Origin of the sequence: Nocardioides sp. LHG3406-4, assembly GCF_049897745.1 — a bacterium.
GTDB lineage: Bacteria > Actinomycetota > Actinomycetes > Propionibacteriales > Nocardioidaceae > Nocardioides.
This window is the reverse complement of record NZ_JAFCWV010000001.1, coordinates 725110-751950: the sequence shown is the minus strand read 5'-3', so window position 1 is coordinate 751950 and position 26841 is coordinate 725110. Positions and strand designations below refer to the sequence as shown.

The window sequence follows — 26841 nt, the reverse complement described above, 5'->3', positions numbered from 1 at the left end:
TCGGTCAGGCGCGAACCGGCCGGTCCACCCGGCGCACCATCCGGATCTCCCAGGCGTCGAGCTCGTCGTCCTTCTTCCGCGCGCCGTCGGGCGCGAACCCCTGCCGGGCGTAGAAGCCGCGCGCGCGGGCGTTGTCCTCGAAGACCCACAGCGACGCGGAGTCACCGCCCAGCTCCTCCGCGAGCAGCAGCCGCCCGATCCCGCGGCCCCACTCGGCCTCGGCGACGTAGAGCGCGTAGAGCTCCAGCTCGGTCGGCGGGTCGTCGTCCCGGCCCGGCCCCGACGACACGAAGCCGACCGGTCGGTCGTCCCGCACGGCGATCAGTCGTTCCCGCCCGCCCTCGATCTGGGTGCGCCAGTTCCGCGCCGAGCGCTCGAGGTCGAGGGCGGCCTCGAGCCGCGCGCTGTCCACGATGGGGGAGTACGCCGCCCGCCAGCACTCCAGGTGCAGCCGGGCGCACGCCTCGACGTCCTCGAGCGTGGCGAGCCGCAGGCTCACACCGGGTGGTGGATGGAGCATGCGCCCAGCCTTCCAGAGAGCCCAGGCCGCCGGGAGACGAGTCTGCTGGGATCGGGGGAGCCATACTGTGCGGCATGCGGTTGACGAAGCTCGGTCACTCCTGCGTGCGCATCGAGTACGACGGACGGTCGTTGGTCCTCGACCCCGGATCCTTCACCGACGCCGGTGCCACCGACGGCGCCGACGCCGTACTCCTCACGCACGAGCACCCTGACCACTACCTGCCGGCCCACCTACGTGCGTGCGACGCGCCCATCTTCACGATCGAGCCGGTGGCCGCCCGGATCCGGGAGGACGCACCGGACCTGATCGAGAGGGTGACCGTCGTCGCCCCGGGGTCCGGCTTCGAGGCGGCCGGCGTGCCGGTGCGCGCGGTCGGCGAGCTGCACGCCGTCATCTACTCCGACCTGCCGCGCGTCCACAACTCCGGCTACGTGCTGACGCTCGGGGACCGCCGGGTCTACCACCCCGGCGACGCGTTCACCCTGCCCGGCGAGGACGTCGACGTGCTGTGCGCGCCGATCTGCGCGCCGTGGCAGAAGGTGTCCGAGGCGATCGACTTCGCCCTCGCCGTGGGCGCGCCGCGCAACCTGGCCATCCACGACCGCGTCTACTCGCCCGTGGGGCTGGGCATCCTGGACACCCATCTCGGGCGCTTCCTCGGCGACGCCGGTCAGCAGTACGCCCGCCCCGGCGACGGCCGGGACCTGGACCTCGGCTCGCCCTGACGTCTCCCGGCTCGTCGCCTTGAGCGGTGGCTGAGCCACATTCGTGGCGTGGTGAAGTGTGGCTGGGTCACCGCAGCGACGGACGAATGTGGCTACGACACCGGTGCCGGGGCGACGCGCCTCGGCGGTGGCTGAGCCACATTCGTGGCGCGGTGGAGTGTGGCTGGGTCACCGGTGCCGGGGGACTCGTGGCTGAGCGGTGGCTGAGCCACATTCTCGGAGCCGCAGAACGTGGCTGGGCCACCGCTGCGACGGACGAATGTGGCTACGACACCGCCCCGCACGGGGCGCCGCGCCTCAGCGGTGACTGAGCCACATTCGAAGGTCCGCAGAATGTGGCTGACTCACCGCTGCGACAAGGGCACCGCGACGGATCAGGCGCTGTGAGGTCAGCGGATGGTGAGGGCGTCGCGGACCGGCACCAGCTTCGCCTGCGACTCGGCGAGCTCGGCCTCCGGATCGGAGTCGCCGACGATTCCGCAGCCCGCGAACAGCCGCACGGTGGCACCGTCGAGGAGCGCGGAGCGCAGCGCGATGCCCCACTCGCCGTCGCCCGTGGCGTCCATCCAGCCGACCGGCCCGGCGTAGCGGCCGCGGTCCATGCCCTCGATCTCGGAGATGAGCGCGACCGCCGCAGGTGTCGGCGTGCCGCCGACCGCGGCGGAGGGGTGCAGTGCCTCGGCCAGCCGCAGGCTCGACACCGTGGCGGCGTCGTGCGCGACGCCCGCCACGTCGGTGGCCAGGTGCATGACGTTGGGGAGGTGCAGGACGAACGGCGTCTCCGGCACGTTCATCGAGGAGCAGTGCGGCTCGAGGGCGTCGGCGACCGAGCGCACGGCGTACTCGTGCTCCTCCAGGTCCTTCGAGCTGCGTGCGAGCGTGGCGGAGAGCGCGAGGTCGCGCCCGTCGTCGCCCGTACGCCGGATGGTGCCGGCGAGCACGCGCGAGGTCACCAGCCCGCGCTCGCGGCGCACGAGCATCTCGGGGGTGGCGCCGAAGAGGCCGTCGACGTGGAAGGTCCAGCACATCGGGTAGTCCGCGGCGAGCCGGCGCAGCGGCCAGCGCACGTCGACCGGCTCGGTCGCCGTCGCGATGAGGTCACGTGCCAGGACGACCTTCTCGAGGTCGCCTGCGTTGATGCGGGCCACCGCGTCGGCGACCACCGTCATCCACTGCTCGCCGTTGAGGGCGCCGTCGGCGAAGCTCACCTCGGCGGGCGCCGACGCGGCAGCCATCGGGGCGAAGGCGTCGAGCTCGGCCGGGCCCACCGTGGTCAGCCAGGTGGTCTCACCGCGCCGGCCGAAGACGACCTGGGGCACGGTCAGCACCGAGTCGCCGGGCTCGTCGGCGAAGGCGAAGGAGCCGAAGCAGACCAGTCCGGTGCCGGGCTCGCCGACCTCGTCGGTCACCTGGGCGCGCACGACCTGCTCGCTCCACCACTTGTCGGCGTCGGCGAAGCGGGTCGACCCGGTGGTGCGGATGCGGGCCGCCGTACCCCAGCCGACCAGGCCCTCGCCCTTGCGCAGCCACGTGCTGGCGTCGCCCTCGGGGAGCCGGTCGAGCAGGTGCGGCACCGCCGCAGGGTCGACCCGGACGGTGTGTACGACGAGTGGCCGGCCGGTGGACTCGGCCCCGGAGTCGCCGGGGGTCGCGCTGCTCGTCACGAGCCCAGAGCCTACGCCTGCGCTCCTGAGCTCCCGTCAGGACCGGTAGACGATCACCCGGTCGCCGATCCGGACCTGGTCGAAGAGCCAGGCGACCCCATCGAAGTCCCGCACGTTGACACAGCCGTGCGAGGCGCCGGCGTACCCGTTGGCCGCAAAGTCCGGCGAGTAGTGCACGGCCTGGCCGCCGGAGAAGAACATCGCGAACGGCATCGAGGTGTCGTAGAGGCTGGAGACGTGGTCGCGGGACTTGGAGAACACCGAGAAGTCACCCTCGCGCGTGGGCAGCTCGTCGGAGCCGAAGCGGACCTCGAAGGTCTCCACCACCTCGCCGTCGACCACCCAGCGCAGCGACTGCGAGCTCTTGTCGATGCAGAGCACGCGGCCGCTCCGGCAGCGCGGATCCAGGGCGGCGGGCTTGGGCTGGATGTTGTGCAGCTGCTCGTAGGTCGGCGTGTAGGTCATCGCGGTGAGCCGGTCGAGCGTGCGCTGGTCGATGTCGCCGGTCGCGGGGATCTCGCGCTTGGCCTGGAACCCGCGCACGGCCTTGACGGTGGCGTCGTCGTAGGTGCCGCTCACGTCGCCGAAGAGCCAGGCGATCTGCTTGAGACGGGCCTGTACGCCGCGCACCTGCTCGCCGCTCGCACCGGGCGCGAGGAGCGCCGGGCCAGGGCGCAGCACGTTGAACTTCTCGTCGTGCGTCGGCGTCTCGGTCATCGACGTGAGTCGCCGCCAGGTCCTCTCGTCGACCTGGCCGGTGGTCTCGAGGCCGCGCTTCTGCTGGAACCCGCGGACCGCCTCCCTTGTCTCCCCGTCGTAGCGCCCGGTGGTCAGCTCGGGCCACCACGCGAGCTGGAACAGGCGGTGCTGGAGCTCGCGCACCTGCTCGCCGTCGTCGCCCTGCGAGAGGACGAGCTCGGGCGCCTCCGGGGCGGGGGGCGGTGTGGTCGGGGCGGTCGGGGTGGCGGGCTGCACCTCCACCGGCGTCGTCGGCGTGGGTGTCGGCTCGGGTACGACGTCGCTCGCGGCCGCCGGCTCGCTCTGCCGGTCGGCGTACCAGCGCACGGCGAGAGCGGCGCCGACGGTGGTGGCCGCCAGCACCGCGACCGTCAGCACGGTCACCGTCAGCGCGCGCAGCGCCCTCATCGCATTCCCATCCGTTGACCTGTGTTCGTCGGCGTCCAGTGTCACTGAGGTAGACGCGGATGCCGGGCATTTGGTTGCTCCTCGGCAGTCGTCGAGCCGGTCGACGTAGGCTCCGGCCCGTGGCTCGCGCAGAACTCGACAAGCAACCCTCCGACGTCCGTCGCATGTTCGACGCCGTCGCCCGGCGGTACGACGTCACCAACGACGTGCTGTCCCTCGGGCAGGACCGGCGCTGGCGCCGCGACGTGATCGACGCGGTCGCGCCGCAGCGGGGGGAGCGGGTGCTCGACCTGGCCGCCGGCACCGGCACGTCCAGCCAGCCGTTCGCCGACGCCGGGGCCCTCGTGGTGCCGTGCGACTTCTCGCTCGGGATGCTCCGGGTGGGGAAGGCGGCCCGACCGGCGCTGCCGTTCACCGCCGGAGACGGCACCCGGCTGCCGTTCGCGGACGACACCTTCGACGCGGTGACGATCTCCTTCGGGCTGCGCAACATCGTCGACCCGCTCGCCGGGCTGCGCGAGATGCACCGGGTGACGCGACCCGGCGGCCGGCTCGTCGTGTGCGAGTTCAGCCACCCCACGTGGGCGCCGTTCCGCACCGTCTACATCGAGTACCTGATGAGGGCGCTGCCCACCGTCGCGCGCGCCGTGTCGTCGAGCCCGGACGCGTACGTCTACCTGGCGGAGTCGATCCGCGCCTGGCCCGACCAGGCCGGCCTGGCGTCCCTGGTCGCCGAGGCCGGCTGGCGCGATCCGGCCTGGCGGAACCTCACCGGTGGCGTGGTCGCGCTGCACCGAGCCACCGCCTGAGGCGGGCCCTCCGCGCCGCCAATTACGCAACGGCGGCATTGACAAAATGCCCAGGTCAGCGGGGCTTTCGAGCGGTGCGGACCCCGGGATGACGGAACCCGGACGTGCGCCTAGACTGTGGCCGAGCCACTCGTGAAGACTTTCACAAGGTCACATGCAGCGTGACTTGCACGGTCGCTTGCAGGTCATCTGCAGGGTCACCTGACCGGGGTCCTAGGCGGGGCGGTACGACGGAAGGGAACGCACGGCATGGAGCTCTACACGCCAGTCCTGGCGTTGGCCCTCCTCGCGGCGGGCTTCGCGATCTTCTCGGTGATCATGAGCTCGCTGGTGGGCCCGAAGCGGTACAACCGGGCCAAGCTCGACTCCTACGAGTGCGGCATCGAGCCGACCCCGCAGCCGGTGGGCGGCGGGCGCTTCCCGGTGAAGTACTACATCACCGCGATGCTCTTCATCGTCTTCGACATCGAGATCATCTTCTTGTACCCGTGGGCCGTGCACTTCGACGCGATGGCGTTCTTCGGCCTGATCGAGATGGTGCTGTTCATCGCCACCGTGTTCGTCGCCTACGCCTACGTCTGGCGTCGCGGCGGGCTGGAATGGGACTGAGGTAATCGTGGGTATAGAAGAGAAGCTGCCCAGTGGCGTGCTCCTGACCACCGTCGAGGGCGTCGCGGGCTACATGCGCAAGGCGTCCTTCTGGCCGGCCACCTTCGGCCTGGCGTGCTGCGCCATCGAGATGATGACGAGCGGTGGCCCCAAGTACGACCTGGCCCGCTTCGGCATGGAGGTCTTCCGGGCCAGCCCCCGACAGGCCGACCTGATGATCGTGGCCGGCCGGGTGAGCCAGAAGATGGCCCCGGTCCTGCGCCAGATCTACGACCAGATGGCCGAGCCCAAGTACGTCCTCGCGATGGGCGTCTGCGCGAGCTCTGGCGGCATGTTCAACAACTACGCGATCGTGCAGGGCGTCGACCACGTCGTGCCCGTCGACATGTACCTGCCGGGGTGCCCGCCCCGCCCGGAGATGCTGATCGACGCGATCCTCAAGCTCCACGACCAGGTCCAGCACACCAAGCTCGGAGCCAACCGCCGCGCTGAGATCGAGGAGCAGGAGTCCGCAGCCCTGACCGCGCTGCCGACCTCGCAGATGAGGGGCCTGCTCCGGTGAGCGACGAAAACAAGGACGAGAGCAAGACCGACTCCACCACCGCCTCCAAGAACGAGCAGCCCGTCTCCGTCGCCCCCACCGCCGACACCCCCGCGGTGCCGCAGGACGGCGCCCAGCGAAGCCCTGCCCGCGAGGACCGCACCCGCGCCGCCGACCTGGTGCCGGAGGGCGCGACCGTCGAGCAGGCCGTCGGCGTACGCCACGGCATGTTCGGCACCCGCGGCACCGGTGACACCAGCGGGTACGGCGGGCTGGTCTCGCCGATCGTCTACCCCGGCTCGACCCAACGCCCCTACGGCGGCTGGTTCGACGAGGTCGCCGACGCCCTCGAGGCACGGCTGGGCCAGACCGACCTCGACGCGGCCGTGGAGCGGGTCGTGGTGCACCGCGGCGAGATCACCTTCCACGTGCGCCGGGAGGACCTCCCGTTCGTCGCCCAGATGCTGCGCGACGACGAGCTGCTGCGCTTCGAGTTCTGCTCGGGCGTGAGTGGCGTGCACTACCCCGACGACGCCGGCCGGGAGCTGCACGCCGTCTACCACCTGCTCTCGATGACTCACAACCGCCGGATCCGGCTCGAGGTCAGCACCCCCGACACCGACCCGCACATCCCGTCGCTGGTGAGCATCTACCCCACTCTCGACTGGCACGAGCGCGAGACCTGGGACATGTTCGGCATCGTCTTCGACGGGCACCCCGCGCTCACCCGCATCCTCATGCCCGACGACTGGCCGGGGCACCCGCAGCGCAAGGACTACCCCCTCGGCGGCATTCCCGTGGAGTACAAGGGCGGCAGCATCCCGCCGCCGGACCAGCGGAGGTCATACAACTGATGGCTACCACCGAAGATCTCTACGCACAGCCCTCCGACACCAGCCAGGGCAAGGTGTTCACCGTCACCGGCCAGGACTGGGACTCCATCACCGAGGGCCTGGGCGACTCCGCCGACGAGCGGGTCGTCGTCAACATGGGGCCGCAGCACCCCTCGACCCACGGCGTGCTCCGCCTGATCCTCGAGCTCGAGGGCGAGACGGTCACCGAGGCCCGCTGCGGCATCGGCTACCTCCACACCGGCATCGAGAAGAACATGGAGTACCGCACCTGGGTCCAGGGCACCACGTTCTGCACCCGGATGGACTACCTCTCCCCGTTCTACAACGAGGCGACCTACGCGCTCGGCGTCGAGCGGCTGCTCGACATCGAGGCGGACATCCCCGAGAAGGCCCAGGTCATGCGGGTCCTGCTCATGGAGCTCAACCGCATCTCCTCCCACCTGGTGGCGATCGCCACCGGAGGCATGGAGATCGGCGCGCTGACGGTGATGACGATCGGATTCCGCGAGCGTGAGCTGGTGCTCGATCTCTTCGAGCTGATCACGGGGCTGCGCATGAACCACGCGTTCATCCGCCCGGGCGGAGTCGCCCAGGACCTGCCGCCCGGCGCCCTCGACGAGATCCGCGACTTCATCGCGCTGATGAAGAAGCGGTTGCCCGAGTACGCCGCCCTCTGCAACGCCAACCCGATCTTCAAGGCCCGCCTCGACAACGTCGGCCACCTCGACCTGGCCGGCTGCCTGGCGCTCGGCCTCACCGGACCGCCGCTGCGAGCCACCGGCTACGCCTGGGACCTGCGCAAGACGCAGCCCTACTCCGGCTACGAGACCTACGACTTCGACGTCCAGACGTGGGACACCGCCGACGCCTACGGCCGCTTCCGGGTGCGCCTGGCCGAGATGCACGAGTCGCTCAAGATCGTCGAGCAGTGCGTCGAGCGCCTCGCCGGGCTGGAGGGCGCGCCGGTCATGGTCGCCGACAAGAAGATCGCCTGGCCGAGCCAGCTGGCCATCGGCAGCGACGGCATGGGCAACAGCCTCGACCACATCAAGCACATCATGGGCGAGTCCATGGAGGCGCTGATCCACCACTTCAAGCTGGTGACGGAGGGCTTCCGGGTGCCTGCCGGACAGGCCTACGTGCCGGTGGAGTCGCCGCGCGGCGAGCTCGGCGCCCACGTGGTCTCCGACGGCGGAACCCGCCCGTTCCGGGCCCACTTCCGCGACCCGTCGTTCACCAACCTGCAGGCGACCAGCGTGATGAGCGAGGGCGGCATGGTCGCAGACGTGATCGTGGCGATCGCGTCCATCGACCCGGTCATGGGAGGAGTCGACCGATGACCTCGACACAGGCAGACGGACAGGCAGACGGACAGCCGGGCGAGGACCGACAGCTCGCGTCGGGCATCGACGAGACGACGTACGCCGAGCTGGTGGAGATCGCGGCGCGCTACCCGCACAAGCGGTCGGGCCTGCTGCCGATGCTGCACCTCGTGCAGTCCGCGGCGGGGCGGATCACGCCCGAGGGCATCGAGACCTGTGCGGAGATCCTCGACCTCACCGCGGCCGAGGTCAGCGGGGTCGCGACCTTCTACACGATGTTCAAGCGCAAGCCCGTCGGCGACTACCACGTCGGCGTGTGCACCAACACGCTGTGCGCGGTGATGGGCGGCGACGTGATCTTCGAGCGCCTCAAGGACCACCTCGGCGTCGGCAACGACGAGACGACAGACGACCAGGCCATCACCCTCGAGCACATCGAGTGCAACGCCGCGTGCGACTACGCACCGGTCGTGATGGTCAACTGGGAGTTCATGGACAACCAGACGCCGGAGTCCGCCACGCAGCTGGTCGACGACCTGCGCGCCGGGGTCGAGGTCCGCTCGACCCGTGGGCCGCGGATCTGCACCTGGCGTGAGGCCGAGCGCGTCCTCGCCGGGTTCAACGACGGCCTCGCCGACGAGGGCCCGTCGGCCGGCCCGGCCTCGCTGGTCGGCCTGGGCATCGCTCGCGACCAGGGCTGGACGGCGCCCCACTCCGCAGCCACGACGGCCCCACCCGCGCAGGAAGGCGGCTCCCAGTGACCGACGTACTCACCCCCGTGCTGACGGACAACTGGGGCACCGACCGGAGCTGGACCCTCTCCTCCTACGAGGACCAGGGCGGCTACGCCGGGCTGAGGAAGGCGCTCGAGATGGCGCCCGAGGACGTCATCGCCGCGGTCAAGGACTCCGGTCTTCGCGGCCGCGGCGGCGCGGGCTTCCCCACCGGCATGAAGTGGGGCTTCATCCCGCAGGACAACCCCAAGCCCAAGTACCTCGTGGTGAACGCCGACGAGTCGGAGCCGGGCACCTGCAAGGACATCCCGCTCATGATGGCCAGCCCGCACACCCTCATCGAGGGCGTCATCATCAGCTCGTTCGCGATCCGCGCCAACACGGCGTTCATCTACGTCCGTGGCGAGGTTCTCCACGTCATCCGCCGGCTTCAGAGCGCCGTCGAGGAGGCCTACGCCGCCGGCCACCTCGGCAAGGACATCCACGGCTCGGGCTACGACCTCGACCTGGTGGTGCACGCCGGAGCCGGTGCCTACATCTGTGGCGAGGAGACCGCGCTCCTCGACTCCCTCGAGGGTCGCCGCGGCCAGCCGCGGCTGCGCCCGCCGTTCCCGGCCGTCGCCGGTCTCTACGCCAGCCCCACGGTCATCAACAACGTCGAGTCCATCGCCTCGGTGCCCAGCATCCTCGACAAGGGCGCCGCCTGGTTCTCCTCCATGGGCACCGAGCGCTCCAAGGGCTACGGCATCTTCAGCCTCTCCGGCCACGTCAACAAGCCCGGTCAGTACGAAGCCCCGCTCGGGATCACCCTGCGGACGCTGATCGACCTGGCGGGCGGCATGCGCGGCGGCCACCAGCTGAAGTTCTGGACGCCGGGCGGCTCCTCGACCCCGATGCTCACGGCCGAGCACCTCGACGTGCCCCTCGACTTCGAGGGTGTCGGCGCGGCCGGCTCGATGCTCGGCACCCGCGCCCTGCAGATCTTCGACGAGACCGTGTGTGTGGTCCGTGCGACGCTGCGCTGGACCGAGTTCTACAAGCACGAGTCCTGCGGGAAGTGCACGCCGTGCCGCGAGGGCACGTGGTGGCTGGTGCAGACGCTGGCCCGGCTCGAGAACGGCCAGGGCACCGAGGCCGACCTCGACATCATGCTCGACCAGTGCGACAACATCCTCGGGCGCTCGTTCTGTGCGCTCGCCGACGGTGCGGTCAGCCCGATCCAGTCGTCGATCCAGTACTTCCGCGACGAGTTCGTCGCGCACTTCACCAACGGTGGCTGCCCCTTCGACCCGGCGGCCGCGACCCTCTTCGCACCGGCAGGAGCGACTGCCTGATGACGACCACCCCTGAGAAGACCGACCTGGTCACGCTGACGATCGACGGCATCTCGGTCAGCGTGCCGCCGGGCACCCTGGTCATCCGCGCCGCCGAGCAGGTCGGCGTACAGATTCCGCGGTTCTGCGACCACCCGCTGCTCGCGCCCGTCGGCGCCTGCCGCCAGTGCCTCGTCGAGGTCGCGCTGCCCGGTCCCGACGGGACCCTCAAGCAGATGCAGGGCCCGCCCGGCCGGATGAAGCCGCAGGCCTCCTGCACGATCGTCGCGACGGAGGGCATGGAGGTCAGGACCCAGATCTCCTCCCCGGGCGCCGACAAGGCCCAGCAGGGGATCATGGAGTTCCTGCTCGTCAACCACCCGCTCGACTGCCCGGTCTGCGACAAGGGCGGCGAGTGCCCGCTGCAGAACCAGGCCATGTCCAACGGCCGCGGTGAGTCGCGCTACGACGGCGTCAAGCGCACGTTCCCGAAGCCGATCAACATCTCGGCGCAGGTGCTGCTCGACCGCGAGCGCTGCGTGCTCTGCGCCCGGTGCACCCGCTTCTCCGAGGAGATCGCCGGCGACCCGTTCATCGCGCTCATCGAGCGGGGAGCGCTCCAGCAGGTGGGCATCTACGAGAAGGAGCCCTTCGAGTCCTACTTCTCGGGCAACACCATCCAGATCTGCCCGGTGGGCGCGCTGACCTCGGCGGAGTACCGCTTCCGGTCGCGGCCCTTCGACCTCGTCTCCAACCCCTCGATCGCCGAGCACGACGCGTGCGGTGCGGCGATCCGCGTCGACCACCGGCGCGGCAAGGTCATGCGGCGGCTCGCCGGCAACGACCCCGAGGTCAACGAGGAGTGGATCACCGACAAGGACCGCTTCGCGTTCAGCTACGCCCAGGCGGCCGACCGGCTGTCGTACCCCTCCGTGCGCGACGAGGAGACCGGCGAGCTGCGTCCCGCGTCGTGGCCCGAGGCCTTCGCCGTGGCCGCACGCGGCCTGCGTGAGGCCGGCGCCGGCGCCGTGCTCACCGGCGGGCGCGTCACCGCCGAGGACGCCTACGCCTACGCGAAGTTCGCCCGCGTCGCGCTGGCCACCAACGACATCGACTTCCGCTCCCGTCCGCTGTCGGCGGAGGAGACGTCGTTCCTCGGGTCGCACGTCGCGCTCTCCGGTGACGTCACGTACGCCGACTTCGACAAGGCCTCGGTCGTCGTGCTCGTCGGCTTCGAGCCGGAGGACGAGGCCGGCACGATCTTCCTGCGGCTGCGCAAGGCGACCAAGGGCACGACCCGCGTCGTCTCCGTCGCGCCGTACACCACCCGCGGCCTGACCAAGCTCGGCGGCCAGCTCGTGCCCACCGCGCCGGGCGACGAGGCTGCGGCACTGGCCGGCCTGGACTCCAGCGGCACCGGTGTCGGCGTCGACGCGCACAGCGTCATCATGCTCGGCGAGCGGCTGGCGACCTCGCCGGGAGCGCTCGCCGCGGCCGTGGAGCTGGCCGGCCGCACCGGCGCCCGGCTGGCCTGGGTGCCGCGCCGGGCCGGTGACCGCGGCGCGGTCGAGGCCGGCTGCCTGCCGACCCTGCTGCCCGGTGGGCGACCGGTCACCGATGCGCGTGCCCGCGTCGACGCGGCTGCCGCTTGGGGTGTCGACTCGCTGCCCGACAAGGCCGGCCGTGACGCCGACGCGATCGTCGCCGGGCTCGTGTCCGGTGACGTGCGCGGCCTGGTCATCGGCGGCGTCGACCCCGACGACACCCGCGACCCTGCGGCCACCCGCGCGGCGATCGAGGCGGCCGCGTTCGTGGTCGCCCTCGAGCTGCGCGAGACCGACGTGACCCGGGCCGCCGACGTGGTCTTCCCGGTCGCGCCGGTCACCGACAAGGCCGGCACGTTCGTGACGTGGGACGGCCGGGTGCGCGCCTTCGAGGCCGTGTTCAGCAACCCCGCGTCGCTTCCCGACTTGCGCATCCTCTCCGGCATCGCCGATGAGCTGGACGCGCCGATCGGCTTCCGCACCGTCGAGGCGGTCCGCGCGGAGATGTCGTCCCTCGGCCCCTGGGACGGTGCCCGGCCGGCGTTCGAGCAGGGCAGGCCTGCGAAGGTGCCGCGCGCCAAGGCGGGCTCGCTGAGGCTGGCCACCTGGAAGCAGATGATCGACAACGGCTCGATGCAGGACGCCGACGCCCACCTGCGCGCCACCGCCCGCCGGCCGGTCGCCCGCCTCGGCCAGACGGCGTACGACGACCTCTTCGGCATGCTCGACCCGGGCGCCGTCCCGCAGGCGACCCTGACCGGAGACCGCGGCTCGGTCACGCTGCCGGTCGAGGTCGCGGACCTGCCCGACGGCGTCGTGTGGGTGCCGGCCAACTCCGTGGGCCGAGGGGTGCTGGCAGACCTCGCGTCACCCGGCAGCTCGGTCACCGTGAAGGGAGCAGGGGCATGAGCGCGACCTCGATCCTCGCCACGCCTTCGATCCTGCCGATGGTCGACGACCTGTCCGCCTTCGGCAAGGACCCGTGGTGGCTGGTCATCATCAAGGCCGTCGTCATCTTCATCGTCCTGGTGCTGCTGACGCTCTTCAACATCTGGTGGGAACGCCGGGTGGTGGCGCGCATGCAGCACCGCATCGGCCCCAACGTGCACGGCCCCTTCGGCCTGCTGCAGTCGCTCGCGGACGGTGTGAAGCTGGCGCTGAAGGAGGACATCATCCCCAAGGCCGCCGACAAGGTGGTCTTCCTGATCGCGCCCGTGATCGCGGTGATCCCCGCGTTCGTGACGTTCTCGGTGATCCCGTTCGGGCCGGAGGTGGGGCTGCCCTTCACCGACCGCACCACGCCCCTCCAGCTGACCGACATGCCGGTCGCGGTGCTCTTCGTGATGGCGATCGCCTCGGTCGGCATCTACGGCATCGTGCTCGGCGGCTGGTCCTCAGGGTCGACGTACTCCCTGCTCGGCGGCCTGCGGTCCAGCGCCCAGATGATCTCCTACGAGGTCGCGATGGGGCTCGCCCTCGTCGCGGTGTTCCTCTACGCCGGCTCGATGTCGACGTCCGGGATCGTCGAGGCGCAGGCGAGCACCAACACCCTCGACGTGCTCGGCCTCGAGGTGCCCGTGCCGGGCTGGTTCGCGCTCATCCTGCTGCCGTCCTTCGTCATCTACGTGATCTCGATGGTCGGCGAGACCAACCGCGCTCCCTTCGACCTTCCCGAGGCCGAGGGCGAGCTGGTCGGCGGGTTCCACACCGAGTACTCCAGCCTGAAGTTCGCGCTGTTCTTCCTCGCCGAGTACATCAACATGGCGACCGTGTCGGCACTCGCCACCACGCTGTTCCTGGGCGGCTGGCGGGCACCGTGGCCGATCTCGATCTGGGACGGCGCCAACGAGGGCTACTGGCCCGTGCTGTGGTTCTTCGGCAAGGTGCTCGCCTTCATCTTCTTCTTCATCTGGCTGCGCGGGTCGCTGCCGCGGCTGCGCTACGACCAGTTCATGGCCTTCGGCTGGAAGGTGCTCATCCCGGTCTCCCTGGTGTGGATCGTCGCCGTGGCGACCATCCGCGTGCTGTCGGGTGAGGATGCGCTCGACCAGCGCTACGTGATGGGTGCCATCGGTGTGCTGTTCGCGGTGTTCCTGATGGTCTTCTTCCTCGGCGACGTGCTGGACAAGAGGCGTTCCGTCGACCGCGACGAGGCGCCGGCCGGTCCGCCGGACCCCTACGCCGGTGGCTTCCCCGTCCCGCCCATGCCCGAGAGCGGCGCCGTCCGAGGCGCCGCAGCCCCGCTCACCTTCCGCACGACCACGACGGCCTCCTCCGTGAGCGCCGATGGTGAGGAGATCTGATGGCCGAGCCTGAGTCCAAGACGTTCAAGGAGCAGTTCTGGGACCCCGTCGCGGGTTTCGGGGTCACCTTCCGGACCATGTTCAAGAAGGTCGTCACCGAGCAGTACCCCTTCGAGAAGATGCCGACGGCGCCGCGCTTCCACGGCCGGCACCAGCTCAACCGCTGGCCCGACGGCCTGGAGAAGTGCATCGGGTGCGAGCTCTGCGCCTGGGCCTGCCCGGCGGACGCCATCTACGTCGAGGGTGGCTCGAACACCGACGGCGAGGGCGGCGAGCGGTTCAGCCCAGGTGAGCGCTACGGCCGCGTCTACCAGATCAACTACCTGCGCTGCATCCTCTGCGGCCTGTGCATCGAGGCGTGCCCGACCCGCGCGCTGACGATGACGAACGAGTACGAGCTGGCCGACACCAACCGGGCCGACCTGATCTACGAGAAGAGCGACCTGCTCGCCCCGCTCCTGCCCGGCATGGAGCAGCCGCCGCACCCCATGCGTCTGGGCAGCGACGAGGGCGACTACTACCGCGGCAACTTCTCCAGCCCCGGCGCGCAGGAGACCCCCGCGGGAGGTGCCCACTGATGGCCTTCTGGATCCTCGCTCCGATCATGGTCGTCGCCGCCCTCGGCATCCTGTTCGTCCGGAAGGCCGTGCACGCGGCTCTCCTCCTCGCCGTGGTGATGATCAGCCTCGCCGTCCTGTACGCCGTGCTGGACGCGCCGTTCCTCTTCGCGGTGCAGATCATCGTCTACACCGGCGCGATCTTGATGCTCTTCCTCTTCGTGCTCATGCTGGTCGGCGTTGACGCGTCCGACTCGGTCGTCGAGACGATCAGGGGCCAGCGCGTGATGGCCGTCGTCGCCGGCCTCCTGCTCGGCCTGGTGCTCGTCGTCGGGCTGGGCCAGATCTCGCTCGGCGCGGTCGTCGGGCTCGACGACGCCAACGAGGGGGGCAACATCCAGGGACTCGCCAACATCCTCTTCAGCCACTACGTCTTCGCCTTCGAGGCCACCAGCGCGCTGCTCATCACCGCCGCCATCGGGGCGATGGTGCTGGCCCACCGCGAGCGCCTCGAGCCCAAGGCGACCCAGGCCTCGCTCGCCGCCCAGCGCATGCAGGACTACGCCGCCAGCGGCAAGCACCCCGGCCCGTTGCCGTCACCCGGTGTCTACGCCCGCCACAACGCCGTCGACACCCCGGCCCTGCTCCCCGACGGCACCGCGTCCGAGGTCTCGGTCTCCCGCGTGCTCGCGGCGCGCGGCACGGTGCGCTCCGCGCCGGCGATGGCCGACGACATCACCGAGGTGCAGCGCCAGCTCGGCGTCGACCCGGCGTCGATGCCCGAGACGAGCGGCAAGGGCGGCGCCCCGGCCAACACCGAGGAGGACGAGCGATGACCGAGTACGTCGTCCTCTCCGCGATCCTGTTCACCATCGGCTGCGTCGGGGTGCTCACCCGGCGCAACGCCATCGTGGTGTTCATGTGCGTCGAGCTGATGCTGAACGCCTGCAACCTGGCCTTCGTCGCGTTCGCCAAGCAGCACGGCAACCTCGACGGGCAGATCGCCGCCTTCTTCGTGATGGTCGTCGCGGCTGCCGAGGTCGTGGTCGGCCTGGCGATCATCATGACCATCTTCCGGACCCGTCGCTCGGCCTCGGTCGACGACGCCAGCCTGCTGAAGTACTGAGGGGCTTGCACACATGTTGATCGGACTAGAAGAGGGCGCCATCCCGGTGGTCGACCCGAGCTCGGCAGACGGCGTCCTCTCCCTGCTGTGGCTGGTGATCGCGCTGCCGCTGGCCGGAGCGGTGATCCTGCTCGTCGGCGGGGCGCTCACCCGGCCTGGCGGCCGGAGCGCCCTGGACCGCTGGGGGCACCTGATCGGCGTCGCCGCCGCGGTCGCGTCCTTCGCGCTCAGCCTGGTGCTGTTCGTGACCCTGCTCGGCCGGGACGAGGGCGAGCGCCAGATCGGGCAGCACCTCTACACCTGGTTCCAGGCCGGCGGGCTCGACGTGGGCATGGACCTGCTCTACGACCCGCTGTCGGCCCTCTTCCTGCTGCTGATCACCGGTGTGGGCTCGCTGATCCACGTCTACTCCATCGGCTACATGGAGCACGACGAGCGGCGTCGCCGCTTCTTCGGCTACCTCAACCTCTTTGTGGCCGCCATGCTGATGCTGGTGCTGTCGGCGAACTTCCTCGGCCTGTTCCTGGGCTGGGAGGGCGTCGGCCTCGCGTCGTACCTGCTGATCGGCTTCTGGCAGCACAAGCACTCCGCCGCCGCCGCCGCCAAGAAGGCGTTCGTCATCAACCGGGTCGGTGACATCGGCCTGTCGCTGGCGATCGCCTTGATGTTCGCGACGTTCGGCACCACCGACTTCTCGGCCATCAGCGAGGCTGCGGGCGGCGCCTCCGAGGGCACCCTCACCGCGATCGGCCTGCTGCTGCTCCTCGGCGCGTGCGGCAAGTCCGCCCAGGTGCCCCTGCAGGCCTGGCTCCTCGACGCCATGGAGGGCCCGACCCCGGTGTCGGCGCTCATCCACGCGGCGACGATGGTCACCGCCGGCGTCTACCTCGTCACCCGCTCCAACTTCATCTTCGAGCTCGCGCCCACCGCGCAGACCGCGGTCGTGGTCGTCGGTGCCGTCACGCTGCTGTGGGGCGCGGTCATCGGCTGCGCCAAGGACGACATCAAGAAGGCGCTCGCCGGCTCGACCATGAGCCAGATCGGCTACATGATGCTGGCCGCGGGCCTCGGCACCGCGGGCTACCCGTTCGCGATCTTCCACCTGCTGACGCACGGCTTCTTCAAGGCCAACATGTTCCTCGGCGCCGGCTCGGTCATGCACGGCATGAACGACGACGTCGACATGCGTCACTACGGCGCGCTGAGCAAGGCGATGCCGGTGACGTTCCTGACCTTCTCGATGGGCTACCTCGCCATCATCGGGTTCCCGGGCTTCTCGGGCTTCTGGTCCAAGGACAAGATCATCGAGACCGCGCTCGCGGACAACTGGGTGGTCGGCCTGGCCGCCCTGGCCGGAGCCGGCATCACCGCGTTCTACATGACCCGGTTGATGCTGATGACCTTCTTCACCAAGAAGCGCTGGGAGAAGGGCGTGCACCCGCACGAGTCCCCGCAGGTGATGACGATCCCGCTCGTCGTACTCGCCGCACTGTCGGTCCTGGGTGGCGTGCTGCTCCTCGGCGACTGGATCGTCGACTGGCTCAGCCCGGTGACGGGCGTCGCCGAGCACCACGAGCCGCCGCTGGCGCCCATCGTCGTCACCCTGCTCGCCGTGGCCGTGGTGGCTGTCGGCGTGGCCGTCGCCTGGCTGCTGGTCGGCCGCCGTGAGGTGCCGCGCACCGCTCCGCGCGACGTCTCCTTCGTCACCCGGGCCGCGCGCGCCGACGTCTACGGCGACGCCTTCAACGACGCCTTCGTGGTGCGTCCCGGCTACCGGCTGGTGGGTGGGCTCACCACTATGGACCGGGTCGGCGTCGACGGTGTCGTCGAGGGCGGCGCCTCGACCCTGGGCGGGCTCTCGGGTGTCCTGCGCCGCGTCCAGAACGGCTACGTCCGGTCCTACGCACTCTCACTGCTCGGCGGCGTCCTGCTCGTCGTGCTCGCACTGCTGGCGGTGAACCTCGCATGATTCACCCCATTCGAATGCTCGCTTCGCTCCGCTGTGAACGGGGACCCAGAAAATGAACGACTTTCCCTGGTTGACGACGCTGATCCTGGTGCCCCTGGTCGGTGCCGTCGTCACGGCGTTCCTGCCGAGCCGTCCGGGCGCCCCGCTGGCGAAGCAGGTCGGTGTGGCCTTCGCCCTGCTGGCGCTGGTGCCCGCGGTGGTCGTGGCCCTCGACTTCTCGGCCGGCGGCGGCTTCCAGGCCGAGGAGAAGCACGAGTGGATCGGCGCGTTCGGCGCCAGCTACGCCGTCGGCGTCGACGGCCTCGGCCTGCTGATGGTGCTGCTGACCGTCGTCCTGATCCCCATCGTGATGCTGGCCTCGTGGCGTGACTCCGACGAGGGCAACACCCGCGCGTTCTTCGCGTGGACCCTCGCCCTGGAGGCCATGAGCCTCGCGGTGTTCACCGCGACCGACGTCTTCTTCTTCTACGTCGTGTTCGAGGCGACGCTGATCCCGGCCTACTTCCTGATCGGCGGCTTCGGCCGAGCCGGTCGCGGCCGCGCGGCGACGAAGTTCCTGATCTACCAGCTGGCCGGCGGCCTGGTCATGCTCGGATCGGTGATCGGGCTGTACGTCGTGTCCGCCAACCAGGGCACGCCGTCGTACCTGCTCGAGGACCTCGCCGGGCTCGACATCGCGGGCGACACCCAGAAGTGGCTGTTCGTGGGCTTCTTCGTCGCGTTCGCGATCAAAGCGCCGATGTTCCCCGTGCACACCTGGCTGGCCGACACGACCGAGAAGGCCACCACCGGCACGTCGGTGCTGCTGGTGTGCATCCTCGACAAGATCGGCACCTTCGGCATGCTGCGGTTCTGCCTCGGCCTGCTGCCCGACGCCTCGCAGTGGGCGACGCCGGTCGTCGTCGTGCTCGCGCTGATCTCGATCGTGTACGGCGCCCTGGTGGCGATCGGTCAGGACGACATCCTGCGCCTGATCGGCCTCACCTCGCTGTCGCACTTCGGCCTGATCGTGCTGGGCATCTTCGTCTTCTCCAGCCAGGGCGGCAGCGGCGCGATCCTCTACATGGTCAACCACGGCATCGCCACCGCGGCGCTGTTCCTCGTCGCCGGCTTCCTCATCCGCCGCCGCGGCACCTCGCTGATCAGCCAGATGGGCGGCATCGAGAAGCGGGCGCCGGTGCTGGCCGGGCTGTTCCTGATCACCGGCCTCGCCGCCTGCGGCCTGCCGGGTCTCTCGCCCTTCGTGTCGGAGATGCTGGTCATCATCGCCGCCTTCGGCCATGCGTGGTGGGCCGGTGCGGTCGCCGTGACCGCGATCGTGCTGTCGGCGGTCTACATCCTGTGGATGTACCAGCGCACGTTCACCGGGCCCGCCGGTCCCGAGATCGAGACCTTCCGAGACCTGGACCGTCGCGAGGTCGGCACCCTGGCGCCGTTGATCCTGGCGCTCGTGCTCTTCGGCTTCTACCCGATGCCGCTGCTCGACATCATCAACCCGAACGTCGAGACGACGCTGACACAGGTCGGTGTCACCGACGAGGCACCCACCGTGCCCGCCGCTGACCACGACGTCGCCGAGGGGGCGCACCAGTGAACGAGTTCGTGAAGCCGGACGTCGAGTACTTCGAGCTGGCTCCGCTGCTGATCGTCTTCGGCGTCGCGTGCGCCGGCGTGCTCATCGAGGCCTTCGTGCCGCGAGCACACCGCTACCTCTCGCAGAGCATCCTCGCGGTCGGCGGACTCGTCGCCGCGCTGGTGATGGTGGGCTTCGTGGCCCGCGAGGTGCCGACGTACGCCGACGGCCGTGCCCGGGGGGTGCTCGCCGTCGGCGGGACCCTCGCCCTCGACGGTCCGACGCTGTTCCTGTGGGGGCTGATCCTGATCCTGGCGGTCCTCGGCGCGCTGCTCTTCGCCGAGCGGCACCTCGACGGGGGAGTCTCGGCGTTCGCCGGACAGGCCGCCGCGCTGCCGGGCACCGACGCGGAGCGCACCGCCTCGACGCGCGGCCTCGACCACACCGAGGTCTACCCGCTGCTGATGTTCGCTGTCTTCGGCATGCTGCTCTTCCCGGCGGCCAACGACCTGCTGACCATGTTCGTGGCGCTCGAGGTCCTCTCCTTGCCGCTCTACCTGCTGACCGGTCTCGCCCGGCGCCGTCGGCTGCTGAGCCAGGAGGCCGCGCTCAAGTACTTCCTGCTCGGCGCGTTCTCTTCCGGCTTCTTCCTCTACGGCGCGGCGCTGATCTACGGCTTCTCCGGGTCCATGCAGTTCGCCGAGATCAGCGAGGCCGTGCGCAACGACGTCGACAACCGCGCGATGCTGCTTGTCGGCATCGGGCTCCTCGCGGTCGGGCTGCTCTTCAAGGTCGGTGCCGCCCCCTTCCAGGCGTGGACCCCCGATGTCTACCAGGGAGCCCCGACCCCGGTCACCGCCTTCATGGCGGCCGGCACGAAGGTCGCCGCCTTCGGCGCGATCCTGCGCCTCTTCTACGTCGCCTTCGGTGCCGACCGCTGGTCGTGGCAGCCGATGATGTGGGTCATCGCCATCTTGACGATGATGGTCGGCGCGGTCCTCGCGCTGACCCAGACCGACATCAAGCGGCTGCTGGCCTACTCCTCGGTGGCGCACACCGGCTTCATCCTCACCGGCGTCCTGGGCGTCCAGGCGACCGGCGACCTCAGCCCCGGCGAGATCAGCTCGCTGCAGGCCGTGCTGTTCTACCTGGCCACCTACGGCCTCGCCACCCTCGGTGCGTTCGCCGTGGTCGGGCTGGTGCGGGACTCGGCCGGTGAGGCGACCGCGCTGAGCCGCTGGGCGGGGCTCGGCAAGGAGTCGCCGGTCGTCGCCGGCGTGTTCGCCTTCTTCCTGCTCGCGATGGCCGGCATCCCGCTGACGTCCGGCTTCGTCGGCAAGTGGGCGGTCTTCTCGGTCGCGCTCGCCGCCGGGGCATGGCCGGTCGTGGTGGCCGCCGTGGTGGCCAGCATCATCGCCATCTACCTCTACGTCCGGGTCATCGTGCTGATGTACTTCACCGACCCCGTCGGCGACGGTCCCAGCGTGGCGCACCCGTCGGTGCTGACCGCCACGACCATCGCGGTGGGGGCCGCGGCGACCCTGATGCTCGGCGTACTGCCGGGTCCGCTGCTGGACCTCGCGGCACGTGCGGGAGAATTCATCAGGTGACCACCGACCCCAGTCTCGACGCAGCTGCCGGACTCGCCCTGCCCGTCACCGACGCGGCCATGGCCGAGCGGCTCGCGAGGCGCATGGGCGAGGTCGAGGAGGCGCTCTCCGAGCACGTCCGCAGCCGGGCTCCGTTCATCACCGAGGCGGCCAGCCACCTGATGGACGCCGGCGGGAAGCGGTTCCGCCCGCTGCTCGTGCTGCTCGCAGCCGAGGTGGGCGACACGACCGACTCCGACCGGGTGATCCGGGCGGCCTGCGTGGTCGAGCTGACGCACCTCGCGTCGCTCTACCACGACGACGTCATGGACGAGGCCGACCTCCGGCGCGGTGCGGCCTCGGCCAACGCCCGCTGGGACAACCACGTCGCGATCCTCACCGGCGACTTCCTGTTCTCGAAGTCGTCGGAGCTGACGGCCGACCTCGGTGCCGACGCCGTCCGCATCCAGGCCCAGACCTTCACCCGGCTGGTCGAGGGCCAGATCCTCGAGACCGTCGAGCCGGCGCCCGGGGAGGACCCGCTCGAGCACTACCTCGACGTCGTGGCCGGGAAGACGGGCGCCTTGATCGCCACCTCCGCGCGCTACGGCGCCCGCTTCGGCGGCGCGAGTGCCGAGGCGGAGGAGGCGCTCACGAAGTACGGCGAGATCGTCGGCGCCGCGTTCCAGCTCAGCGACGACATCCTCGACGTCGCGTCGGATTCGGCGGCGTCGGGCAAGACGCCCGGCACCGACCTGCGCGAGGGCGTCCCGACGCTGCCCGTGCTGATGGCCCGCGCGTCGACCGACCCCGCGGACGCCCGGCTGCTGGAGCTCCTCGACGCCGACCTGTCCGACGACGCCCTGCACGCCGAGGCGCTCGAGCTGCTGCGCCGGCATCCGGCCATGGAGCAGGCGCGCTCCTACGTCGCCGCCCGGACGGCCGAGGCCAAGGCGCTGCTCTCGGTCCTGCCCGAGGGCCCGGTCCGGGAGGCCCTCGAGGCGTTCGCGGACATCGTGGCCGACCGCACCGCCTGACCTGCCCCTCCCGGCCGAGAGGTCTAGGCTCGCCTCGAAGAGGTGGAGGACTATGGCAGCGACCGAGGACACGACGGACGTCGACGCGGCACTCGTGCGGGGCAGGCCCCTGCCGTCGAAGTCGAGGCCGCTCGACCACGAGCTCATCGTCGCCACCGCCATCGCCTTCATCGACGAGCACGGCCTGCCCGGCCTCACGATGCGCCGGCTCGGCGCGATGCTCGACGTCGAGGCGATGGCGCTCTACCGCTACGTCTCCGGCAAGGAGGAGCTGCTCGACGCGGTCGTCGAGAGGCTCGTGGCCGGCATGCAGGTCGACGACGAGGTCCCCGAGGCACCCAGCGACGGTTGGCAGGACTTCCTGCAGCGGCTGGCCCACGGCGTACGCCGGGTGGCGCTGCGCCATCCGAAGGCCTTCCCGCTCGTCGCGTCGCGCCCGACCGAGGCGCCGTGGCTGCGGCCACCCCTGCGCAGCCTCGACTGGGTGGAGGCCTTCTTGTCGGGCCTGACCGACGAAGGCTTCACCGACGAGGCTGCCGTCGCCGGCTACCGGGCGTTCACCAGCTTCCTCCTCGGTCACCTGCTCCTCGAGGTGTCCACCCACGGGGCGGACGTCGGACCGCTCGACGTGCTGGAGGACGACGCCGACGGATCCATGAGCCTGGCCGCGTTCCCCACCGTGCGGCGGCTGCGGCCCGGCCTCTCGGAGGACCACGCGGCTGCGGAGTTCGAGGAGGCGCTCGAAGAGCTCCTGGGACGCCTCACGCTCATCCGCAGCGAGCACGTGGAGGCCTGAGCGGCCGATCTCCCGGCGGGCCTCCCCGCCGGGCTGCTGACTACCCGTTTATCGGGAGTTTATGCAGTTGTATTTATTATCGGGCTATGGTTCCGTTTACGACGTAAGCCACAAACGTGGCGCCCCGGACCTCGGTGGCGCGACGCGCTCGTCAGCCTGGTGAAGCACTCTCGGGCAGGTCGCGGGCCGTTGCCCGCCACCGCCGGGTCCGCAGACACGGAGGAAGAGTTCATGGACGCCCTAGAAGACGGCCTGAGTGACGGCCTGAGCACGATCGCCGAGTTCGTACCGAAGCTCGTGCTCTTCCTGATCATCCTGATCGTGGGGATCATCGTCGCGAAGCTGATCGGCAAGGCACTGAGCGCGCTGCTCGAGCGGGTCGGCTTCGACCGCGCGGTCGAGCGAGGTGGGGTCAAGAGGGCCCTCGAGAACTCCAAGATGGACGCCAGCGACATCATCGCCAAGCTCGTCTACTACACGCTGATGCTGTTCGTGCTGCAGCTGGCGTTCGGCGTCTTCGGGCCGAACCCGATCAGCGACCTGCTCACCCAGGTCATCACGTTCCTGCCCAGCATCATCGTCGCCATCATCATCGTGGTGGTCGCCTCGTCCATCGCGGCCGCGGTGAAGGTGCTGATCGAGGGCACGCTCGGCGGCCTGTCCTACGGCAAGGTCGTGGCGAACGCCGCCTCGGTGTTCATCCTGTTCCTCGGTGTCGTGGCCGCGCTCAACCAGGTCGGCGTCGCCACCACCGTGACCCTGCCCGTGCTGATCGCGATCCTGGCGGCGGTCGTCGGAGTGATCGTGGTCGGAGTCGGCGGCGGCCTGGTCAAGCCCATGCAGCAGCGCTGGGAGGGCTACCTCAGCAATGCCGAGGAGGAGGCTCCGCGCATCAAGGAGCACGCAGCCAAGGCCCCGAGCGTCCGGGAGCAGGCCCGGCAGGCCACGGACCGGGCGCGGGAGTACACGCAGGACGACAGCCCGACCACCGGTGCGACCAGCTACGACCCGGCGGCGTACGGCGCCCAGCCGGTGGACGGCACCCGGCAGTACTGAAACCCCAGCAGTGCCTCTCGGTGACACCGACCGGTGCACCGACTTGCTACACCCGACGGAGGAGGACTCATGCTCACCACGGACCAGGCTCAACGACTGCTCAGCGGCGGCGGGAACGTCGTCGACACCGATGGAAACAAGATCGGCGGCGTCGGCCAGCTGTTCGCCGACGACCAGACCGGCCAGCCCGAGTGGGTCACGGTGAAGACCGGGATGTTCGGGGGCGGCGAGTCGTTCGTCCCGCTGCGCGAAGCGGAGATGACGGGCGACGACCTGCGCGTCCCCTACGACAAGGACAAGGTCAAGGACGCGCCGCGCATCGACGACTCGGACGGTCACCTCAGCGAAGAGGAGGAGGGGGCGCTGTACGCCTATTACGGCTGGGGCGACCTCGACTACGGCACGTCGTACGACGGCTCCGTCGACCGGGGGGCGGGCCACGACACCTCGGGGGCCGACACCGACTCGGCGATGACCCGCTCGGAGGAACAGCTCCACGTCGGCAAGGAGACCCGGGAGGCGGGACGGGTCCGGTTGCGCAAGTACGTCGTGACCGAGGACGTCACCACGACCGTGCCGGTCAGCCGCGAGGAGGTGCGGCTCGAGCGTGAGCCCATCACCGAGGCCAACCGTGGCGACGCGATGTCCGGCGGTGACATCACGACCGAGGAGCACGAGGTGGTCCTCAACGAGGAGCGGGTGGTCGTCGGCAAGGAGACCGTCCCCGTCGAGCGCGTCCGCGTCGACAAGGACACGGTGACCGAGGAGCAGCAGGTCGACGAGACCGTTCGCAAGGAGCAGATCGAGCTCGACGAGACCGAGGCCACCAGGCGACCCGAGGGCGGCCGCGCCGATGGCTGACCACAGGGGCACCACCGGCGGAGCCAACCGGGTGCAGCCCGGCCCCGACCACGCCGACTCCTTCGGCGACGGCGAGGCCACGCCCGGCTCCCGGCGCGCGGTTCTGAGTCGTGAGAAGGAGGAGCACGGCGGGATCAAGCTCGGCTCCGCGTTCTTCGGGTGGCTGACGGCCATGGGCATGGCGGTCCTCCTCACTGCCCTGGCAGCGGCGGCCGGCGCAGCCGTCGGCGTGGCCACCGGGACCGAGGTGGGCCAGGCCGCCGACGCCGCGCAGGCGCAGGCCGACACCGTCGGCCTGGTCGGAGGCATCGTGCTGCTTGTCGTCCTCTTCGTCGCCTACTACTGCGGTGGCTACGTCGCAGGGCGGATGGCGCGCTTCAACGGCCTCAAGCAGGGCCTTGCCGTGTGGCTGTGGGCGATCGCGATCGCGCTCGTCGTCGCCGCGGTGGGAGCGCTGGCAGGTGCCGAGTTCAACGTGCTGAAGGAGCTCAACAGCTTCCCGCGCCTTCCTGTCGACGAGGGGACCCTGACGACCGGGGGAGTCATCGCCCTGGTCGTCGCGGTCGTGGTCACCCTGGGCGGCGCCCTCCTCGGCGGCCTGGCGGGGATGCGCTTCCACCGTGCGGTGGACAAGACCGGTCTCGGGCACTGACCGGGGGAGGGATGCGCCGAGGAGGTGCGTGACGAGCGTCCCGCAGAGGCCGCCGACCACGTCCACGAGGCGCAACGGCGGGTGGGCCCGCAGGGGCCTGCCCGCCGCCTCCCTCGCTCAGACCGGGGCACACTCCACTGCCAGCCGGAGCTGGCGCCGGTGGCGCAGGCTCTCGACGGTGAACATGGCCAGCGCGAGCCAGACCAGGACGAAGCCCACCCAGCGCTCCGGCGGCATGTCCTCGTGGAACCACAGCACGCCGAGGGCGAACTGGACGATCGGGGCGAGGTACTGCAGAAGACCCATCGCCACCAGCGGGAGCCGGGTCGCGGCTGCCCCGAAGAGGATCAGCGGGATGGCCGTGACGATGCCGGTGGTGGTGAAGAGCAGTGCGTGACCCCCGCCGTGGCTGCCGAAGCTCGAGGAGCCGCTGGCGACGAGCCATCCGACGTACGCCGCGGCGAACGGTCCCGAGATCGCCGTCTCGACCGCCAACGACTCGACCGCGCCGGTGTCCGCCTGCTTCTTGGCGAGCCCGTAGGCACCGAAGCTGCCGGCCAGCACCAGGGCGATCCACGGCGGTCGCCCGTAGTCGACCGTCAGCACCACCACGGCGAGCACGGCGATCCCGAGGGCGATCCACTGGACCCGCCGGAGCCGCTCGCCCAGCACGTAGACGCCCAGGAGCACCGTCACGAGCGGGTTGATGAAGTAGCCGAGCGAGGTCTCGACGACCCGGTGGTTGTTCACCCCGTAGATGAAGGTCGCCCAGTTGAGGCTGATCACCCCGGCGGCGAGCGCCAGCAGCGTCAGTCGTCGCCGGTCGCGCACCACGGCGGCAACGTGGGCGCTGCGCCCGAGCACCACGACGAGCAGGCCCATGGTGACCGCCGACCACAGGATGCGGTGAGCCAGGATCTCGATGGCGCCGGCCGGCTCGAGCAGTGGCCAGTAGAGGGGGAACGCGCCCCAGAGGAGGTAGGCGCCGGTGCCGAAGCCGAGTCCTCGACGCGATTCCAGCACTCTCGGAGCATATGTCGCGTGATGCCTCTACGATGAAGCGGTCTTACTGGCGGGCGGCTGCAGGCCGCCCCTCACGACCATCGACTCCCAGGGGGAAGCTACATGCGGATCGTCCGCGCACTGATCGCCTTGTTCGTTGCCGTGCTGATCGGCTCGTCGGCCCTTCCGGCCGGCGCCACCGGCTCGTTGCCGGAGCGCGTCATCACCCATGACACGCAGCCGAAGACCTACAAGTCCTTCAAGCTCACCGGGAACATCGAGGCCTACCCCAACGGCAAGGCCCTCGTGCAGAAGAAGAAGTGCCGTGGGTGCGACTTCAAGACCGTCGACAAGATCACGACGAGCGCCTACGGCAACTACAGCACGAAGATCTACGCGCCGCTCAAGGGCAAGTGGAAGTGGCGCATCAAGGTCAACGAGCAGGGCGGCTACGCCGCGTCGTACAGCGACGTCATCGCCACGTTCGTCAAGTGACGCGTCCACGCTGAGGACACGACGAAGGCCCCGCCGCTCGG

General features: G+C 70.3%; 26 protein-coding genes. 22 read left to right on the top strand and 4 right to left on the bottom strand.

The window, feature by feature from the left end; genetic code table 11:
* Positions 1 to 4 precede the first annotated feature (4 nt).
* On the bottom strand, positions 5 to 520 hold the full coding sequence (locus tag ACP7BP_RS03650; protein ID WP_426242585.1) for a GNAT family N-acetyltransferase: 516 nt from the start codon (positions 518 to 520) through the stop codon (positions 5 to 7).
* 74 nt (positions 521 to 594) lie between these two features.
* Between ACP7BP_RS03650 and ACP7BP_RS03645 the strand changes: the two genes are divergently transcribed.
* Positions 595 to 1248, top strand: a complete 654-nt coding sequence (locus ACP7BP_RS03645) for an MBL fold metallo-hydrolase (RefSeq protein ID WP_426242583.1) — start codon at positions 595 to 597, stop codon at positions 1246 to 1248.
* A 389-nt stretch (positions 1249 to 1637) separates the two neighbouring features.
* On the opposite strand, the gene ACP7BP_RS03640 is transcribed toward ACP7BP_RS03645, so the two are convergent.
* Both ACP7BP_RS03640 and ACP7BP_RS03635 read right to left on the bottom strand, forming a co-directional pair.
* Complete coding sequence (locus ACP7BP_RS03640; protein ID WP_426242581.1) at positions 1638 to 2912, bottom strand: isochorismate synthase; 1275 nt, start codon at positions 2910 to 2912, stop codon at positions 1638 to 1640.
* Positions 2913 to 2948: 36 nt separating this feature from the next.
* Complete coding sequence (locus tag ACP7BP_RS03635) at positions 2949 to 4058, bottom strand: L,D-transpeptidase family protein (protein ID WP_426242579.1); 1110 nt, start codon at positions 4056 to 4058, stop codon at positions 2949 to 2951.
* Between the two features lie 119 nt (positions 4059 to 4177).
* On the opposite strand from ACP7BP_RS03635, the gene ACP7BP_RS03630 reads away from it, so the two are divergent.
* The 20 genes from ACP7BP_RS03630 (at position 4178) to ACP7BP_RS03535 (ending at position 25303) form a co-directional block, all read left to right on the top strand.
* A complete protein-coding gene (locus ACP7BP_RS03630; protein ID WP_426242577.1) occupies positions 4178 to 4867 on the top strand; it encodes a demethylmenaquinone methyltransferase in 690 nt (229 codons plus the stop codon).
* Between the two features lie 249 nt (positions 4868 to 5116).
* The gene (locus ACP7BP_RS03625) at positions 5117 to 5476 is read left to right on the top strand and encodes an NADH-quinone oxidoreductase subunit A (RefSeq protein WP_426242575.1); all 360 of its coding nucleotides are present in this window, start codon (positions 5117 to 5119) and stop codon (positions 5474 to 5476) included.
* Between the two features lie 7 nt (positions 5477 to 5483).
* On the top strand, positions 5484 to 6038 hold the full coding sequence (locus tag ACP7BP_RS03620) for a NuoB/complex I 20 kDa subunit family protein (RefSeq protein ID WP_426242573.1): 555 nt from the start codon (positions 5484 to 5486) through the stop codon (positions 6036 to 6038).
* Positions 6039 to 6133: 95 nt separating this feature from the next.
* Positions 6134 to 6871, top strand: coding sequence for an NADH-quinone oxidoreductase subunit C (locus ACP7BP_RS03615; protein WP_426243380.1), 738 nt, complete (start codon positions 6134 to 6136; stop codon positions 6869 to 6871).
* A complete protein-coding gene (locus ACP7BP_RS03610) occupies positions 6871 to 8211 on the top strand; it encodes an NADH-quinone oxidoreductase subunit D (protein ID WP_426242571.1) in 1341 nt (446 codons plus the stop codon). Before ACP7BP_RS03615 ends, ACP7BP_RS03610 begins: the two co-directional genes overlap by 1 nt.
* Positions 8208 to 8954: an NADH-quinone oxidoreductase subunit NuoE gene (gene nuoE, locus ACP7BP_RS03605; protein ID WP_426242569.1), complete on the top strand. Its 747-nt coding sequence runs from the start codon at positions 8208 to 8210 to the stop codon at positions 8952 to 8954. The genes ACP7BP_RS03610 and nuoE overlap by 4 nt, the downstream gene beginning before the upstream one ends.
* Positions 8951 to 10261 carry an NADH-quinone oxidoreductase subunit NuoF gene (gene nuoF, locus ACP7BP_RS03600; protein WP_426242567.1) on the top strand — a complete coding sequence of 437 codons (1311 nt, stop codon included), beginning with the start codon at positions 8951 to 8953 and terminating at the stop codon, positions 10259 to 10261. Before nuoE ends, nuoF begins: the two co-directional genes overlap by 4 nt.
* The gene (locus ACP7BP_RS03595; protein WP_426242565.1) at positions 10261 to 12693 is read left to right on the top strand and encodes an NADH-quinone oxidoreductase subunit G; all 2433 of its coding nucleotides are present in this window, start codon (positions 10261 to 10263) and stop codon (positions 12691 to 12693) included. Before nuoF ends, ACP7BP_RS03595 begins: the two co-directional genes overlap by 1 nt.
* A 38-nt stretch (positions 12694 to 12731) precedes the next feature.
* Entirely contained in the window at positions 12732 to 14087 is a 1356-nt protein-coding gene (nuoH, locus tag ACP7BP_RS03590; RefSeq protein ID WP_426243379.1) for an NADH-quinone oxidoreductase subunit NuoH, read from the top strand.
* Positions 14087 to 14665, top strand: a complete 579-nt coding sequence (gene nuoI / locus ACP7BP_RS03585; protein ID WP_426242563.1) for an NADH-quinone oxidoreductase subunit NuoI — start codon at positions 14087 to 14089, stop codon at positions 14663 to 14665. The genes nuoH and nuoI overlap by 1 nt, the downstream gene beginning before the upstream one ends.
* Complete coding sequence (locus ACP7BP_RS03580; RefSeq protein WP_426242561.1) at positions 14665 to 15480, top strand: NADH-quinone oxidoreductase subunit J; 816 nt, start codon at positions 14665 to 14667, stop codon at positions 15478 to 15480. The genes nuoI and ACP7BP_RS03580 overlap by 1 nt, the downstream gene beginning before the upstream one ends.
* On the top strand, positions 15477 to 15770 hold the full coding sequence (gene nuoK / locus ACP7BP_RS03575; RefSeq protein WP_426242559.1) for an NADH-quinone oxidoreductase subunit NuoK: 294 nt from the start codon (positions 15477 to 15479) through the stop codon (positions 15768 to 15770). Before ACP7BP_RS03580 ends, nuoK begins: the two co-directional genes overlap by 4 nt.
* A 13-nt stretch (positions 15771 to 15783) precedes the next feature.
* The gene (gene nuoL / locus ACP7BP_RS03570) at positions 15784 to 17739 is read left to right on the top strand and encodes an NADH-quinone oxidoreductase subunit L (protein WP_426242557.1); all 1956 of its coding nucleotides are present in this window, start codon (positions 15784 to 15786) and stop codon (positions 17737 to 17739) included.
* 52 nt (positions 17740 to 17791) lie between these two features.
* A complete protein-coding gene (locus ACP7BP_RS03565) occupies positions 17792 to 19333 on the top strand; it encodes an NADH-quinone oxidoreductase subunit M (protein WP_426242555.1) in 1542 nt (513 codons plus the stop codon).
* Complete coding sequence (gene nuoN, locus ACP7BP_RS03560; protein WP_426242553.1) at positions 19330 to 20922, top strand: NADH-quinone oxidoreductase subunit NuoN; 1593 nt, start codon at positions 19330 to 19332, stop codon at positions 20920 to 20922. The genes ACP7BP_RS03565 and nuoN overlap by 4 nt, the downstream gene beginning before the upstream one ends.
* Complete coding sequence (locus tag ACP7BP_RS03555) at positions 20919 to 21938, top strand: polyprenyl synthetase family protein (RefSeq protein WP_426242551.1); 1020 nt, start codon at positions 20919 to 20921, stop codon at positions 21936 to 21938. The genes nuoN and ACP7BP_RS03555 overlap by 4 nt, the downstream gene beginning before the upstream one ends.
* A gap of 52 nt (positions 21939 to 21990) precedes the next feature.
* Entirely contained in the window at positions 21991 to 22734 is a 744-nt protein-coding gene (locus tag ACP7BP_RS03550) for a TetR/AcrR family transcriptional regulator C-terminal domain-containing protein (protein ID WP_426242549.1), read from the top strand.
* A gap of 231 nt (positions 22735 to 22965) precedes the next feature.
* Positions 22966 to 23790: a mechanosensitive ion channel family protein gene (locus tag ACP7BP_RS03545; RefSeq protein WP_426242547.1), complete on the top strand. Its 825-nt coding sequence runs from the start codon at positions 22966 to 22968 to the stop codon at positions 23788 to 23790.
* A 69-nt stretch (positions 23791 to 23859) separates the two neighbouring features.
* Positions 23860 to 24651 (top strand): DUF2382 domain-containing protein, encoded by a 792-nt coding sequence (locus tag ACP7BP_RS03540; RefSeq protein ID WP_426242545.1) that lies wholly within the window; start codon positions 23860 to 23862, stop codon positions 24649 to 24651.
* A complete protein-coding gene (locus ACP7BP_RS03535) occupies positions 24644 to 25303 on the top strand; it encodes a hypothetical protein (protein WP_426242543.1) in 660 nt (219 codons plus the stop codon). The genes ACP7BP_RS03540 and ACP7BP_RS03535 overlap by 8 nt, the downstream gene beginning before the upstream one ends.
* A 117-nt stretch (positions 25304 to 25420) precedes the next feature.
* On the opposite strand, the gene rarD is transcribed toward ACP7BP_RS03535, so the two are convergent.
* Positions 25421 to 26326, bottom strand: coding sequence for an EamA family transporter RarD (gene rarD / locus ACP7BP_RS03530; RefSeq protein WP_426242541.1), 906 nt, complete (start codon positions 26324 to 26326; stop codon positions 25421 to 25423).
* Between the two features lie 102 nt (positions 26327 to 26428).
* On the opposite strand from rarD, the gene ACP7BP_RS03525 reads away from it, so the two are divergent.
* Positions 26429 to 26800: a hypothetical protein gene (locus ACP7BP_RS03525; RefSeq protein ID WP_426242539.1), complete on the top strand. Its 372-nt coding sequence runs from the start codon at positions 26429 to 26431 to the stop codon at positions 26798 to 26800.
* Positions 26801 to 26841: the final 41 nt, after the last annotated feature.

Excerpts from the sequence above, each read along its gene's own strand:
- ACP7BP_RS03650 (WP_426242585.1), bottom strand. The coding sequence starts at position 520 with ATGCTCCATCCACCACCCGGTGTGAGCCTGCGGCTCGCCACGCTCGAG.
- ACP7BP_RS03645 (WP_426242583.1), top strand. The coding sequence starts at position 595 with ATGCGGTTGACGAAGCTCGGTCACTCCTGCGTGCGCATCGAGTACGAC.
- ACP7BP_RS03635 (WP_426242579.1), bottom strand. The coding sequence starts at position 4,058 with ATGAGGGCGCTGCGCGCGCTGACGGTGACCGTGCTGACGGTCGCGGTG.
- ACP7BP_RS03625 (WP_426242575.1), top strand. The coding sequence starts at position 5,117 with ATGGAGCTCTACACGCCAGTCCTGGCGTTGGCCCTCCTCGCGGCGGGC.
- ACP7BP_RS03610 (WP_426242571.1), top strand. The coding sequence starts at position 6,871 with ATGGCTACCACCGAAGATCTCTACGCACAGCCCTCCGACACCAGCCAG.
- nuoE (WP_426242569.1), top strand. The coding sequence starts at position 8,208 with ATGACCTCGACACAGGCAGACGGACAGGCAGACGGACAGCCGGGCGAG.
- ACP7BP_RS03595 (WP_426242565.1), top strand. The coding sequence starts at position 10,261 with ATGACGACCACCCCTGAGAAGACCGACCTGGTCACGCTGACGATCGAC.
- nuoH (WP_426243379.1), top strand. The coding sequence starts at position 12,732 with ATGGTCGACGACCTGTCCGCCTTCGGCAAGGACCCGTGGTGGCTGGTC.
- nuoI (WP_426242563.1), top strand. The coding sequence starts at position 14,087 with ATGGCCGAGCCTGAGTCCAAGACGTTCAAGGAGCAGTTCTGGGACCCC.
- ACP7BP_RS03580 (WP_426242561.1), top strand. The coding sequence starts at position 14,665 with ATGGCCTTCTGGATCCTCGCTCCGATCATGGTCGTCGCCGCCCTCGGC.
- nuoK (WP_426242559.1), top strand. The coding sequence starts at position 15,477 with ATGACCGAGTACGTCGTCCTCTCCGCGATCCTGTTCACCATCGGCTGC.
- nuoL (WP_426242557.1), top strand. The coding sequence starts at position 15,784 with ATGTTGATCGGACTAGAAGAGGGCGCCATCCCGGTGGTCGACCCGAGC.
- ACP7BP_RS03565 (WP_426242555.1), top strand. The coding sequence starts at position 17,792 with ATGAACGACTTTCCCTGGTTGACGACGCTGATCCTGGTGCCCCTGGTC.
- ACP7BP_RS03550 (WP_426242549.1), top strand. The coding sequence starts at position 21,991 with ATGGCAGCGACCGAGGACACGACGGACGTCGACGCGGCACTCGTGCGG.
- ACP7BP_RS03545 (WP_426242547.1), top strand. The coding sequence starts at position 22,966 with ATGGACGCCCTAGAAGACGGCCTGAGTGACGGCCTGAGCACGATCGCC.
- ACP7BP_RS03540 (WP_426242545.1), top strand. The coding sequence starts at position 23,860 with ATGCTCACCACGGACCAGGCTCAACGACTGCTCAGCGGCGGCGGGAAC.
- ACP7BP_RS03535 (WP_426242543.1), top strand. The coding sequence starts at position 24,644 with ATGGCTGACCACAGGGGCACCACCGGCGGAGCCAACCGGGTGCAGCCC.
- ACP7BP_RS03525 (WP_426242539.1), top strand. The coding sequence starts at position 26,429 with ATGCGGATCGTCCGCGCACTGATCGCCTTGTTCGTTGCCGTGCTGATC.